The 14,326-nt window shown below is 67.3% G+C and carries 8 protein-coding genes and 5 pseudogenes; 3 read left to right on the plus strand and 10 right to left on the minus strand.

Annotated features, from left to right (window positions below):
• Positions 1–49 precede the first annotated feature (49 nt).
• The 3 genes and pseudogenes from ltnD (at position 50) to H0I39_RS10350 (ending at position 2,845) form a co-directional block, all read left to right on the plus strand.
• Positions 50–922, plus strand: coding sequence for an L-threonate dehydrogenase (gene ltnD / locus H0I39_RS10340; protein ID WP_308645920.1), 873 nt, complete (start codon positions 50–52; stop codon positions 920–922).
• Positions 919–2,183: pseudogene (otnK, locus tag H0I39_RS10345) on the plus strand (3-oxo-tetronate kinase). Before ltnD ends, otnK begins: the two are co-directional and overlap by 4 nt.
• Positions 2,180–2,845, plus strand: coding sequence for a class II aldolase/adducin family protein (locus tag H0I39_RS10350; RefSeq protein ID WP_180550424.1), 666 nt, complete (start codon positions 2,180–2,182; stop codon positions 2,843–2,845). The pseudogene otnK and the gene H0I39_RS10350 overlap by 4 nt, the downstream one beginning before the upstream one ends.
• 210 nt (positions 2,846–3,055) lie before the next feature.
• On the opposite strand, the gene H0I39_RS10355 is transcribed toward H0I39_RS10350, so the two are convergent.
• The 10 genes and pseudogenes from H0I39_RS10355 to aceK form a co-directional block, all read right to left on the minus strand.
• A complete protein-coding gene (locus H0I39_RS10355; protein WP_024815148.1) occupies positions 3,056–4,030 on the minus strand; it encodes an IS5 family transposase in 975 nt (324 codons plus the stop codon).
• 202 nt (positions 4,031–4,232) lie between these two features.
• Positions 4,233–4,910, minus strand: coding sequence for an HAD family hydrolase (locus tag H0I39_RS10360; protein WP_180550425.1), 678 nt, complete (start codon positions 4,908–4,910; stop codon positions 4,233–4,235).
• A gap of 39 nt (positions 4,911–4,949) precedes the next feature.
• Positions 4,950–5,357 carry a YchJ family protein gene (locus H0I39_RS10365; RefSeq protein ID WP_180550426.1) on the minus strand — a complete coding sequence of 136 codons (408 nt, stop codon included), beginning with the start codon at positions 5,355–5,357 and terminating at the stop codon, positions 4,950–4,952.
• Positions 5,357–6,815 (minus strand): annotated as a pseudogene (locus H0I39_RS24090) (TrkH family potassium uptake protein). The gene H0I39_RS10365 and the pseudogene H0I39_RS24090 overlap by 1 nt, the downstream one beginning before the upstream one ends.
• A gap of 239 nt (positions 6,816–7,054) precedes the next feature.
• Positions 7,055–8,443 (minus strand): Trk system potassium transporter TrkA, encoded by a 1,389-nt coding sequence (gene trkA / locus H0I39_RS10375; RefSeq protein ID WP_180550427.1) that lies wholly within the window; start codon positions 8,441–8,443, stop codon positions 7,055–7,057.
• Between the two features lie 95 nt (positions 8,444–8,538).
• A pseudogene (locus H0I39_RS10380) lies at positions 8,539–9,674 on the minus strand (acyl-CoA dehydrogenase family protein).
• 168 nt (positions 9,675–9,842) lie between these two features.
• The gene (locus H0I39_RS10385; RefSeq protein ID WP_180550428.1) at positions 9,843–10,514 is read right to left on the minus strand and encodes an SDR family oxidoreductase; all 672 of its coding nucleotides are present in this window, start codon (positions 10,512–10,514) and stop codon (positions 9,843–9,845) included.
• Between the two features lie 89 nt (positions 10,515–10,603).
• Positions 10,604–11,742, minus strand: a pseudogene (locus H0I39_RS10390) (acetyl-CoA C-acyltransferase).
• Between the two features lie 95 nt (positions 11,743–11,837).
• Positions 11,838–12,407 carry a DUF8453 domain-containing protein gene (locus H0I39_RS10395; RefSeq protein ID WP_180550429.1) on the minus strand — a complete coding sequence of 190 codons (570 nt, stop codon included), beginning with the start codon at positions 12,405–12,407 and terminating at the stop codon, positions 11,838–11,840.
• Positions 12,408–12,486: 79 nt separating this feature from the next.
• Positions 12,487–14,279 (minus strand): annotated as a pseudogene (aceK, locus tag H0I39_RS10400) (bifunctional isocitrate dehydrogenase kinase/phosphatase).
• Positions 14,280–14,326: the final 47 nt, after the last annotated feature.

Genomic DNA, 14,326 nt, shown 5'->3' on the forward strand with positions numbered 1-14,326 from the left:
AGGAGACCTCTTTGAGCACAGCGGACAGCGGCCGCCCCGCGTGGGCGTGATCGGCCTGGGCGCCATGGGCGCGGGCATGGCGGCGTCGCTGCGGCGGGCCGGCTTCGCGCTGTGCGTGCACGACGTGCGTGCCGAGGTAGCGCAGGCCTTTGCGCAGGCCGGCGGCACGGCCTGCGCCTCGCCGGCCGCGCTGGGCGCGCAGTGCGACGTGGTGGTCAGCGTGGTCGTCAACGCGCAGCAGACCGAAGAGCTGCTGTTCGGCGCCGACGGCTGTGCCGGTACGCTGCGCCCCGGCAGCGTGTTCGTGATGTGTTCCACCGTCGACCCGGCCTGGTCGGCCGCGCTGGCAGATCGGTTGGACGAGCGCGGCCTGCTGTACCTGGACGCGCCCATCTCGGGCGGCGCCGCGCGCGCGGCGCAGGGCCAGATCACCATGATGACGGCCGGCAGCGCCGCCGCCTACGCCAAGGCCGGCGCCGTGCTCGACGCCATGGCGGCGCAGGTCTACCGCCTGGGCGACGCGCCGGGCGCCGGCAGCAAGGTGAAGATCATCAACCAGCTGCTGGCCGGCGTGCACATTGCCGCCGCGGCCGAGGCCATGGCGCTGGGCCTGCGCGAGGGCGTGGACCCTGCCGCGCTGTACGAGGTCATCACGCACAGCGCGGGCAACAGCTGGATGTTCGAGAACCGCATGGCGCACGTGCTGGCGGGCGACTACACGCCGCTGTCGGCGGTCGACATCTTCGTCAAGGACCTGGGGCTGGTGCTGGACATGGCGCGCGCGAGCAAGTTTCCGCTGCCGCTGTCGAGCACGGCGCACCAGATGTTCATGCAGGCCAGCACGGCCGGCTTCGCGCGCGAGGACGATGCGGCGGTGATCAAGATCTTCCCGGGGATCACGCTGCCGGAGAAGAAAACGTGAAACCCATCCAGCTGGGCTGCATTGCCGACGACTTCACCGGCGCCACGGATCTCGCCAACAACCTGGTGCGCGCCGGCATGCGCGTGCTGCAGACCATCGGCGTGCCGGAGGGGCCATTGGATGTCGATGTCGACGCCGTGGTGGTGGCGCTGAAGTCGCGCACCATCCCTGCGGCCGATGCCGTGGCGCAGTCGCTGGTCGCGCTGCGCTGGCTGCAGGCGGCGGGCAGCCGACAGATATATTTCAAGTACTGCTCCACTTTCGACAGCACGCCGCAGGGCAACATCGGCCCCGTGACCGAGGCACTGATGGACGCGCTGGGCTGCGACTTCACCATCGCGACGCCGGCCTTCCCAGACAACGGGCGCACGGTGTTCAAGGGCCACCTGTTCGTGGGCGACGTGCTGCTCTCCGACAGCGGCATGAAGGACCACCCGCTGACCCCCATGCGCGACGCCAACCTGGTGCGCGTGCTGCAGGCGCAGTGCCGCCGGCGCGTGGGGTTGATCGATCACCGCGCGGTGGCGGCGGGCCAATGTGCGATCCGCGCCCGCATCGACGAACTGAAGGCGCAGGGCGTGGCCATCGCCATCGTGGATGCGGTGAGCAACGACGACCTGCTGCGGCTGGGCCCGGCGCTGGCCGACCTGCCGCTGGTCACCGCCGGCTCGGGCGTCGCCATTGCGCTGCCGGGCAATTTCGGGCTGCAGCCGTCGGCACAGGCGAGTGCGCTGCCGCCGGCCAGCGGCTTGCGCGCCATCGTGTCGGGCAGCTGCTCGCAGGCGACGAACGCGCAGGTGGCGCACTTCATCGCTGGCGGCGGCGTGGCCCATGTGCTCGATCCGCTGCGGCTGGCGCGCGACCGTGCGGGCGCGGTGGCCGAGGCGTTGGCACTGGCCGAGGCGCAACTGCCGTCGGGGCCGGTGCTGATCTACTCCACGGCCGAACCAATGGCGGTGGCGGCCGTGCAGGCGCAACTGGGCACCGAAGGCGCCGGCGCGCTGGTCGAGCAGGCGCTGGCCGAGGTGGCGCAGGGCTTGCTGCGCCTGGGCGTGCGCCAGTTGGTGGTGGCGGGGGTGAGACCTCCGGCGCCGTGGTGCAGGCGCTGGGCGTGCGGCAGATGCAGATTGGCCCACAGATCGACCCCGGCGTGCCGTGGTGCCACGCATTCGGCAACGACGGGCCGCTGCACCTGGCGCTGAAGTCCGGCAACTTCGGCAGCGACGATTTCTTCACCAAGGCGTTCGCGCAACTCGCATGACCGAATCCCAGGCCCGCGAAGACATCTGCCGCATCGGCGCCAGCCTGTTCGCGCGCGGCTACGTGCACGCCACGGCCGGCAACATCAGCGTGCGGCTGGACGACGGCGGCTTTCTCATCACACCGACCGACGCCTGCCTGGGCGCACTCGACCCCGCGCGGCTGGCGCGGCTCGATGCGCAGGGGCAGCAGCTGAGCGGCGACCGGGCCAGCAAGACCATTGCGCTGCACCGCCGCATCTACGCCGCCGCGGCGGCGAGCGATCCGCACACGCGCTGCGTCATCCACACGCACAGCACGCACTGCGTGGCGCTCAGCCTGCGCAGCGAAGGGCAGGCGGAGCTGCTGCCGCCGATCACGCCGTACTTCGTGATGAAGGTGGGCCATGTGCCGCACATCTCGTATCACCGCCCGGGCGATGCGGCGGCGGCCGAAGCGGTGGCGCAGGCCATCGCCGACTACGCCGCGCGCGGCACGCCGATCCGCGCCGTGATGCTGGCGCGGCTGGGGCCGAACGTGTGGCACGACTCGCCGGCGGCCGCCATGGCCACGCTGGAGGAAATGGAGGAAACGGCGCGCCTGGCGATGCTGTCGCCCGGCGTCACGCCGCTGGACGAGGCGCGCATCGACGAACTGCGGCGGCAGTTCGGGGCGCACTGGTGAGGCGGCACGGAGCGGTTTGGCGCGATTGCAGGCCGCAATCAATTCAATAGCTGCCTGCGCCTGTCATTCAATTATTTCGGGTTAAGGCAATGCTGATCAAGTAGCGTCAATCCATGGCACGAACCATTTGAATGCCAAATGGCGTGAAACGCTGCCGAATCTCGGCCCGCTGAGCCCGCTCTCTGGAGGCTTTCAGCCCCCTTCAAACCCCTACGGGCGCACCTGTCCCAGCAATTGCCCTCGGCCCAGGTAGATGTTGGCCAGCGCCAAGGCCGTGAACGCCCGCGTCGCGTTCTTTTGCAGCCCGCGATAGCGCACCTTGCCAAAGCCCCACAACCGCTTGACCACCCCGAACACATGCTCTACGCGAGCGCGGATGCGTGACTTGTTGCGGTTCTTGGACCGCTGCGTCTCGTCAACCACCCCGCACCTGCGGGTGCGCTGGTTGGTGAAGTCTTTGGCTTTGGGTGCCTTGCCCCGGATCAGCGCTTTCTGGCTGGCGTAGGCCGAGTCGCCGTACACGCGCTGTTCGTTGCCATGCAGCAGATCGGGCAGAGGGTGTTTGTCGTGCACATTGGCCGCCGTCACCACGGCGCTGTGCGCCAGCCCGCTTTGGCTGTCCACGCCAATGTGCAGCTTCATGCCGAAATACCATTGCTGGCCCTTCCGCGTCTGATGCATGTCGGGGTCGCGTGCCTTGTCGGCGTTCTTGGTGGAGCTGGGCGCTGCGATGATGGTTGCATCCACGATGGTGCCGGTGTTGACCTTGAAGCCGCGCTCCTGCAGTTGCTGGCCTACCTTGGCAAACAGGGCTTCGCCCAGTTTGTGCTCATTGAGCAGTTTGCGAAACTTCAGCAGCGTGGTGGCATCGGGCACGCGTTCGCGGCCCAGATCAATGCCCACAAAGCGGCGCAGACTGGCGCTGTCATACAGAGCCTCCTCGCACGCCAGATCGGCCAGGTTGAACCAGTGCTGAAGAAAATGGATGCGCAGCATGCGCTCAAGGCCAATGGGCGGGCGGCCGTTGCCTGCCTTGGGGTAGTGTGGCTCTATCACCTGGCAGAGGGCGGCCCATGGCACGATGGCATCCATGGTTTGCAAGAACTCTTCGCGTCGGGTGGGCTTGCGCGAATGCTCGAATCCGCTGTCTTGATCTGCGGCCATGGCCAGGGTCTGCTGCTTCATAGGCGGATAACGGTTGAAACCCCACAACGGTGGACCTTAATCAGCATTGCCTTAATTTATATCTGAAATCATTCAATAGCGGGCGATGGCAGCTATCATTTTGATTGATCATCAAGAGGTTTCAGACCGTGTTGTAGGAGCGGGCTTGCCCGCGATGAGGCGCCTCGTCACCGCCAACGCCTCATCGCGGGCAAGCCCGCTCCTACAACGCTGCCTGAGGCGTCTTCTGGCGCCACAACCTGGCCAGTTCGCGCATCGAATCGAACAGCTGCGCGGCGCCCGCATCGCGCAGCGCCGCCGCATCGCCCGTGCTCGACCGCAGCGCCCACACGGTGGCGCCCGCCGCCACGCCGGCCTGCACGCCGGTGGGCGTGTCCTCGATCACCAGGCAGCGCTCGGGCGCGATGCCGACCGATTGCGCGGCGGCCAGGTAGACGTCGGGGAAGGGCTTGCTGCGCGGCAGGTCGTGCCCGCTGAACACGTGCGGGCCGAACCACTCGGTCAGGCCCACCTTCGCCAGTTGCAGCAGCAGCTTGCCGCGGTCGGCGCCCGAGGCACAGGCGATGCGGCCGCCGGTGTGCGCATGGGCCGCGCGCACGGCATCCAGCGCGCCGTCGATGGGCTGCAGCTGGGCGCGCAGCAGCTCGTCGCGCCGGGCGTAGAAACGCGCCATCCATTCGTCGGTCAACGGCCTGCCGGTGCGCGATTCGATCAGCGCGGCCTGGCTGCGCACGGTGCGGCCGATGAAGTGGCGCATGCATTCGTCGATCGGCATGTCCCAGCCGCTTTCGGCCAGCTGGTCGCGCAGCACGCCGTGGGTGATGGGCTCGCTGTCGACCAGCACGCCGTCGCAGTCGAACAGGATCGCTTCAAAATTCATAGCTATTTGCGCTCGTCAGGCAAGCGTTGCAGGCCAAAATCATTCAAAAACACCATCGACGTAGAACCAGCGCCCACCCTCGCTCACGAAGCGGCTGCGCTCGTGCAGGCGCACGGCGCGGCCGGCGATGCGGTGGCGGGCGACGAACTCGACCTCGGCGGTGTCGTCGCCGGTCGCACGGGCTGAACGAACTTCCAGCCCCAGCCAGCGCGCGCCTGCGTCGAAATCGACGGACGGCGGCCGCTGCGGCGCGTGCCAGGTGGCCAGCAGGTAGTCGGCGCGCTGCAGCACGAAGGCGCTGTAGCGCGAGCGCATCAAGCTTTCGGCATCGGGCGCGGGCTGCTCATCCCAGTGGTCCAGATAGCGGCCGCAGCAGGCGGCGTAAGTCATCGGCCGGCCACGCGCATCGGTGCGGCCACAGGGGCAGTGGGTGGTGGCCGCCTTCATCAGCGCTTCCAGAACTGGGGCGTGAACAGCACCAGCACCGACAGCATCTCCAGCCGCCCCAGCAGCATGGCGGCCGAGCACAGCCAGATCTGGAAGTCGCTGAGTACCGCGTAGTTGCCCGCCGGGCCCACCTTGCCCATGCCGGGGCCGATGTTGTTGAGGCAGGCCACGATGGCGGTGAAGGCGGTCACCACGTCCAGCCCCGAGGCCAGCATCAGCATCGTCAGGCCCACCATGGTGCCGCCGTAGATCAGCATGAAGGCCATCACGGCCCAGATGATGTCGGGCGGCACGATGGTGCGGCCCAGCGCCACCGGGTACACCACGCGCGGGTGGATGATGCGCACCAGCTCGCGCTGCGCCACCTTCACCAGCACCAGCACGCGCACCATCTTGATGCCACCGCCCGTGGAGCCGGCGCACGACACGAAACAGCCCAGAAACAGCAGCAGCACCGGCACGAAGCTCGGCCACAGCAGGTAGTCGGTGGTGGCGTAGCCGGTGGTGGTGGCCACCGACACCACCTGGAACGCCGCCTGCCGGATGGCGCTGGGGAAGTCGTCGACCACCCGCTCCACCAGCAGCATCGACATCACCAGCAGCGTGGCCAGGCCCAGCACGCCCAGGTAGGCGCGCACCTCGGTATCGCGCACCACGGGTGAGAAGGAGCGCTGGCGCCACAGCATGAAGTAGCGCGCAAAGCTGATGCCCGCCAGCGACATGAACAGCACCGCCGTCCATTCCAGCTGCGGCGAATTCCAGTGGCCGAAGCTGGCGTCGTGCGACGACAGCCCCCAGCCCGACGGTGGTGCACATGTGCATGAAGGCGTCGGACCAGCTCATGCCACCCCAGCGGTAGGCCAGCAGGCAGCCCAGCGACAGCACGAAGTACACGCCCCACAGGCCGCGCGCTGTCTCGGCCAGGCGCGGCGTTAGGCGCTGCTCCTTCATGGGGCCGGGCATCTCGGCCTTGTACAGCTGCGCGCCGCCCAGGCCCAGGAAGGGCAGGATGGCCACCGCCAGCAGCATGATGCCCAGGCCACCGATCAGCTGCAGAAAGCAGCGCCAGATGTTGACCGAGGGCGCCAGCAGATCGAGCCCCGCCATGGCCGTGGCGCCGGTGGCGGTGAGGCCGCTCATGGCCTCGAAATAGGCGTCGGTGAAGCTCAGGCCCTGCACCGCGTACATCAGCGGCAGCGCGGCGTAGACCGGCAGCACCACCCACACCAGCGTGACCAGCAGAAAGCCGTCGCGCACCGTCAGCTCGCGGTTGGCGTGGCGCGTGCGCACCCACAGCCAGGCGCCGGTGGCCAGCGTGAAGGCGAAGCACCAGGCCCACACATGCACGTGCGTGCCGCCCTCGCCAAACCAGTCCCACGCCATCGGCACGAAGAAGGCGAACGAGAAGCCCATGACGACCCACGAGAGCACCAGGAAGGCGGGGGCGAAGCGGCTCATGGGGTCAATGAAGATCGGATGCTGGGGAGCGGCCTTGGCCGCGATGGCAGCACAGCGCCCGCCGAAACGCCGAATCGCGGCCAAGGCCGCTCCCACATCGGGGCGCAGGGCCGCGCAGCAGGCCATGCGGCAACCGACCAGGGGCCGCGGAGCAGGCCACACCAGAACGCCGTGGCCGGACCTGCGCCGGCCAGCAGCGTTGTCCCCCTTCGGGGGAAGGCGCGAAGCGACTCAGGGGGTCATAGGAACGTTGCACGCACCTGAAACAGCTTCTCCACCTCGCGCACCATGCGCTTGTTGGGCAGGAAGATGATCACGTGGTCGTCCGGCTCGATCACCACGTCGTGCGTGGGCACCACGGTGTGGGCGCTGCTGCCCTCGCCGCGCACGATGGCGCCGATGCGCGCGCCCGCCGGCAGCTTGATCTGCTCGATGCGCCGGCCCACCAGGTGCGATGTCTTGGCGTCGCCATGCGCCACGCCCTCCAGCGCCTCGGCCGTGCCGCCGCGCAGGCTGTGCACGGCCGCCACGGCGCCGCGGCGCACGTGCATCAGCAGCTCGCCGATCACGGCGTGCGCCGGCGAGATGGCGATGTCGATGGTGCTGCCCTGCATCAGGTCGGCGTAGGCGCGGCGGTTGATGAGCGCGATGACGCGGCGCGCGCCCATGCGCTTGGCCAGCATGGCCGAGAGGATGTTGTCCTCGTCGTCGTTGGTGACGGCGATGAACAGGTCCATGTCGGCCACGTTTTCATCGAGCAGCAGCTCCTCGTCGGTGCCGTCGCCCTGCAGCACCAGCATCTCGGGCGGCAGCTCGCTGGCCAGGTAGTCGCAGCGCTTGCGGTTGTTTTCGAGGATCTTCACCTCGCACTTTCCCACCAGCCCGCGCGCCAGCCGCAGGCCAACCTTGCCGCCGCCGGCGATCATCACGCGGCGCACCGGACGATCCGGGTTGCCGATGGTGTGCAGCGCGGCGCGCACCGTCTCGCGGCCCGTCAGCACGAACACCTCGTCGCCGGCCTGCACGCGCGTCTCGGCGGCCACCGGCAGTTCCTGGTCGCGCCGGTAGATGCCGACGATGCGCATCGGCACGTCGGCGCGGTGGGCGCGGAACTCGGCAATGCTGTGGTTGGCCAGGTAGCTGCCGGCCGACACGCGCACCACGATCAGGTGCGCCTGGCTCTGCGAGAACTTCACCACCTGCAGCGCCTCGGGGTATTCGATCAGCTGGTGGATGGTGCGCGTGACCGATTCCTCGGGGCAGATCACGTGGTCGACGGCGAAGCCGTCCTTCTCCAGCAGCTTGTCGCCCTGGCGGAACTCGGGCGAGCGCAGGCGCGCGATGGTGGTCGGGATGCCGAACACGTCGTGCGCGATCTTGCAGGCCACCAGGTTGGTCTCGTCCTGCGGCGTGCAGGCGATGAACAGGTCACAGTCCTGCGCACCGGCGCCGCGCAGCACCGAGGGCTGGATGCCGTTGCCGGCCACGCCGCGCAGGTCCAGCCGGTCCTCCAGCATGCGCAGGCGCTCGGGATCGGGGTCGACCACGGTGATGTCGTTGGCCTCCGACACCATGGTCTCGGCCACGCTCTCGCCCACGCGGCCGGCGCCGAGGATGATGATTCTCATGCGATCGCTGCCTTCAGTTGCCGATCAAGATCGCTATTCTAACGATAGCTGTTGGCGCTTGATGGATGGGCGCTGAAGCCTTGTTTGGCCTGAATCTACAGCGCCCGCGAGATGATGATCTTCTGCACGTCGCTGGTACCTTCGTAGATCTGGCACACGCGCACGTCGCGGTAGATGCGTTCGAGCGGAAAGTCGCTGACGTAGCCGTAGCCGCCCAGCGTCTGGATGGCGGCGCTGCACACGGCCTCGGCCGTCTCGGTGGCGAACAGCTTGGCCATGGCCGCTTCCTTCAGGCAGGGTTTGCCGGCATCGCGCAGGCTGGCGGCGTGCCAGATCAGTTGGCGCGCAGCCTCCAGCCGGGTCGCGCAGTCGGCCAGGCGGAAGCTCACCGCCTGGTGGTCGATGATGGGCACGCCGAAGGCCTCGCGCTCCTTGGCGTACTGGATGGCCACTTCGAGCGCGCTGCGCGCCATGCCCACGGCCTGGGCGCCGATGCCGATGCGCCCACCCTCCAGCGCGCTGAGGGCGATCTTGTAGCCCTCGCCCTCCTCGCCGATCAGGTTGGCGGCCGGCACGCGGCAGTTTTCCAGGTTGATCTGCGCCGTGTCGCTGCTGTGCTGGCCCAGCTTGTCCTCGATGCGCGCCACCACCCAACCGCTGTTGCCGAGCCGGTGCGTGGGCACGATGAAGGCCGACAGGCCGCGCTTGCCCGCCGCCTTGTCGGTGACGGCAATCACGATGGCCACGTGGCCGTTCTTGCCGCTGGTGATGAACTGCTTGACGCCGTTCAGCACCCACTCGTCGCCGTCCTTCACCGCCGTGGCGCGCAGGGCCGAGGCGTCGCTGCCCACGTGCGGCTCGGTCAGCGCGAAGGCGCCCAGCATCTCGCCGCGCGCGGCGGGGACAGCCATTGCTGCTTTTGCGCCTCGGTGCCGTAGCGCATCAGGATCGCGTTGTAGGGGCAGTTGGTGACGCTGATCGGCGTGCTGGTGCCGCCGTCGCCAGCGGCGATCTCCTCCAGTACCAGCGCCAGCGTCAGGTAGTCGAGGCCGGCGCCGCCGTATTCCTCGGGCACGCAGATGCCGTAGGCGCCCAGCTCGGCCAGGCCGCGGTGCGCGGCCTCGGGGAAGGTGCGCTCGCGGCTCCACTGCGCAGCGTGCGGCCACAGCTGTTCCTGCGCGAAGGCGCGCACGGCGTCGCGGATCATCTCCTGGTCGGTCGTCAAAAGCATGTCAGTCGTCCCGCGCTGGGCTCCACCCGCAGCGCATCAAGCACAAGGAAGCCGGCGACCGCGGAGCAGGCCATCCGAGCGAACGCCGTGGCCGGGCTTGTACCGGCCACTGGCGTTGTCCCCCATGGGGGAAGGCGGCCGCAGGCCGACTCAGGGGGCTTTCATTTTTCAACATGAAGAAAAGCGTTGTCCGTCGTATTGAAGGAAGGCGCCATTGTCGGCCGGGGTGAGCGCGGCAACCACACGGCGCAGGCCGGCAGCGCTGTCAGGCACCGCCACGGGCGCCGCGCCACCGCCCATGTCGGTCTGCGCCCAGCCGGGGTGCAGGCACACGAAGGTGGCCTGCGGGTACGCATGCCGCGCCGAGGCCACGGCCATGTTCAGCGCCGCCTTGCTGACGCGGTACAGCCAGGCGTTGCTGCCCGCCGCGCTGCCGATCTGCCCCATCACGCTGGAGAGAAAGGCAAAGCGCCCCTGCGCCGCCTCGACCAACGGCGCCACCTGCGGAATCACCTGCATGGCGCCCAGCACGTTGGCGTGCATCACGCGGTCGAAGTCTTGCTGCGTGGGCGGCTGCGTGGCGTCGGCGCGGCTGCACATCACGCCGGCCACGTGCCAGCCGGTGTCGATCTTCTCGCCATCGAGCTGCCAGGCCAGGCCGCTGACGCTGGCCGGGTTGGCCACGTCCAGCTTCAGCACCTGACAACCCAGTTCACGCAGCGTGGCCAGGCCATCGTCGCTGCGCGCCGTGGCGATCACACGCTCGCCGGCGGCCACGGCCTGGCGCGCCAGTTCCAGGCCGATGCCGCGCGAGGCGCCGAGGAGGAGGGTGGTGGGCATGGGGTTTCCATCGGGGTGCCGAGTCGGCGCCGTTCATGAATCAAACAGGCGTCCAGCGCTCGTCCATCAAGCGCGAGCAGCTATGATTTTCATACCATCTCCAGTGCCACGGCCGTCGCTTCGCCGCCGCCGATGCACAGCGTGGCGATGCCTTTCTTCTTGCCACGCGCCTTCAGCGCATGGATCAGCGTGACCATGATGCGTGCACCGCTGGCGCCGATGGGGTGGCCCAGCGCGCAGGCGCCGCCGTTGACGTTGACCTTGTCGTGCGGCACCTTCATGTCGTGCATCAGCGCCATCGGCACCACGGCGAAGGCTTCGTTGATTTCCCACAGGTCGACGTCGTCCGTCTTCCAGCCGGCCTTGGCCAGCACCTTCTCGCTGGCGCCGATCGGGGCGGTGCTGAACCACTCCGGCTCCTGCGCGTGCGTGGCGTGGGCGACGATCCTCGCCAGCGGCTTGCAGCCTAGCTTCTTCGCCGTCGATTCGCGCATCAGCACCATGGCGGCGGCGCCGTCGTTGATGCTGGAGCTGGCCGCCGCCGTCACCGTGCCGTCCTTCTTGAAGGCGGGCTTGAGCGTGGGAATCTTGTCGATGTTGATCTTGCCCGGGCCTTCATCGGTGTCGACCACGCGCTCGCCCTTGCGGTCCTTCACGGTGACGGGCGTGATCTCGTCCTTGAATGCACCGGATTTGATGGCGTCCTGCGCACGCTGCACGCTGGTTTGAGCGAACTTGTCTTGCTGCTCGCGTGTGAAGCCGTACTTGGCGGCGCAGTCCTCGCCGAACGTGCCCATGCTGCGGCCGGGCTCGTAGGCGTCTTCCAGGCCGTCGAGCATCATGTGGTCGAACACGCGGTCGTGGCCCATACGGTAGCCGCCGCGCCCTTCAGCAGCAGGTAGGGCGCGCCGGTCATGCTCTCCATGCCGCCGGCCACCAGCACGTCGTGCGTGCCGGCCACCAGCATGTCGTGCGCGAACATGGCCGCGCGCATGCCCGAGCCGCACATCTTGCTCAACGTCACGGCGCCGGCGCTCTTGGGCAGCCCGCCCTTGAACGCCGCCTGCCGCGCCGGCGCCTGGCCCTGGCCGGCCATCAGGCAGTTGCCGAACAGCACTTCGGTGACCAGTTCGGGCTTGATCCCGGCGCGTTCGACGGCGGCCTTGATCGCCGCCCCGCCCAGGTCGTGCGCGGCCAGGTTGGCGAAGTCGCCCTGGAAACTGCCCATGGGGGTGCGGGCGGCGGAAACGATGCAGATGGGGTCGGACACTTTGGTTCCTTTCGTCAAGTAATACAGATACGCAGCTAATGACTGTTAAGAGCTCATCGAATGCGTTCAAGCCCTGTTAGCTTTTCGCGCAACTTCCTCAGTTCTTCGACCACGGGATCCTGGGGAACCTCCGTGTGCAGATAGGGGTTTAGATCGATTGGTGAAACTTCAACAACTCGCTCATGACCGGCTAAATAGGTGGCACTAACGTTGAACTCCCGTGGACAGGCACCTTGCTTCCCAGTGAGTATCGAAGGACCGGTGCCAAGGAGAAATCGAAGCTTTGAATCCGGTGGGAAGCTGCGTATGGTTCGGGAAAACGCAGAAGTGTTTCGTAGATTGCTGTGCTCACCTACTTGTTCGAGTGGATATATGTCCGTATCTAACGCCAAAGTCAGATCGTTTGCTGCAGTCTTACCAACGTTCAGAATCTCAAGATAGATGAGATTTGTACCAGTGCGCACACTCGTGCTGATCTGCACATAAGGGCGCATAGTTGCATGTTGCTGCTTACGTACCGCATCAAGCATGGCCTCGTTAGCGATAAGCATCCGCCTTGTCAGCCACGCATACCAACCGGTAATGCCTACGAGGGCCAGTGTGAGCCAATCAGTTGGATTCATGGTCAGGATGTAGAAAGCGATTTCAATCTGATGACTCCGTTGTCGTCGGTCCAGTAGCGTAGGGTTGCTCAGCCGGCGTTTAGGCGTTCAGCGCCATGGAGTCAGCGAGTTCAACGGCGTCGTCGATGCCACCGTTGATACCAAACCGCCGGTGCGCCCCATACGGAAAGAAATCGATCACCTCGCCCCGCTGGATGCGTTCCTTATTGCGCTGCCAGAACCCGGGCTCCAGCAGATCGGCATGGTGGCGCATGAAGGCCTCGCGCACGCGCGGGTTGCCGAGCAGGAAGGGGGCGAAGGTTTCGGGAACACGTCGTGCTTGCCGACGTGGTACCAGATCTCGCCGCTCATCTCGTCTTCTTCGTTGCGCGGCGGTGGCACGCGGCGGAAGTTGCAGTCGGTGATGTATTCGATCTCGTCGTAGTCGTAAAACACCACCTTGCCGTGGCGCGTGACGCCGAAGTTCTTCCACAGCATGTCGCCGGGGAAGATGTTGGCGGCCACCAGGTCCTTGATGGCGTTGCCGTATTCGACGACGGCGCGCTCCAGCTGCGCGCTGGCCGCGGCGTCGCCCTCGCCGGCGTCGAAGGCTTCCTGCAGGTACATGTTCAGCGGGATCATGCGCCGCTCGATGTAGGCATGCTGGATGATGACCTCGGTGGCGCCGTCGCCGTCGCGGTCGGAGATTTCGAGCTGGCTGGCGGCGTGCTGTTCGATCTCGGCGATGAGTTCGTCGGTGAATCGCTCGCGCGGGAAGGCCAGCAGCGAGAACTCCATGGTGTCGGCCATGCGGCCCACGCGGTCGTGCCGCTTGACCAGCTGGTACTTGCCGCGCACCTGCTCGCGCGTGGTGTCCTTGGGTGGCGCAAAGCGGTCCCGGATGATCTTGAACACGTAGGGGAAGCTGGGCAGGTCGAACACCAGCATCACCATGCCCTTGATGCCGGGGGCGATGCGGAACTGATCGGTGCTGTGCCGCAGGTGCCACAGCAGGTCGCGGTAGAACAGGTTCTTGCCCTGTTTGGCCAGGCCCAGCGCGTTGTAGATTTCGGCGCGCGGCTTGCGCGGCATCAGGCTGCGCAGGAACTGCACGTAGGCGGACGGTATGGCCATGTCGACCATGAAGTAGGCGCGCGAGAAGCTGAACAGCACCGCCAGGTCGTCCTCGCCGAACAGCGCGGCGTCGACGAACAGCGTGCCGGGCGTGCGGTGCAGCAGCGCCAGCGCGAACGGCACTTCGGTGAAACCGTTGATGAGCTTGCCCACCAGGTACGCGCCCTTGTTGCGGTAGAACAGGCTGCTGAGCGCCTGCACCTGGAAGTTGGGCCGCGCGCGGCCTTCGCCCAGCTCGCGCTGCATGGCGTCGGCCACGCGGCGGGCATCGCGGGCCAGGTCTTCGAAGTCGCAGTGCAGCGCAAAGGATTCGAGCATGGCGCGCACGGTGTCCTGCAGCGGCGCGCCGGCGGGGTAGAAGGCCTGGTAGGTGGTCTTGGCGCGCGGGTCGTCGGTCTCCAGGTATTCGGTGCTGATGGCCGGGCGCACGAAGATGAAGTCGTTGTGGAAGTAGCTGCGGTGCAGGATGCGCGTGGTGACCGAGTTGAAGAAGGTCTCGGCCAGCTCGGGCTGCTGGTGCTGCACCAGCAGGCCGATGTAGTGCAGTTTGACCTGCTGCCACACGGCCATGGGTTGCTCGCCGGCCTTGAACTCGCGCTCGAGCCGGCGCTGGCATTCGCGCACGCGCAGGTCGTAGAACTCGATGCGCTCGCGCTGGGCGCGTTGCTGGCCGTGCCAGTCGCAGGTTTCAAAGCGGTGCTTGGCGCGCGCCGACTCGGTGCGAAACAGCGTGTAGTGGCGGTTGAAGCCGTCGACCATGGCCTGCGCGATGGCGCGCGCCAGGGGAGTCGAGCGCGGCCAGCGGC

Source organism: Ottowia beijingensis (genome assembly GCF_013423955.1).
GTDB classification, from domain to species: Bacteria; Pseudomonadota; Gammaproteobacteria; order Burkholderiales; family Burkholderiaceae_C; genus Ottowia; species Ottowia beijingensis.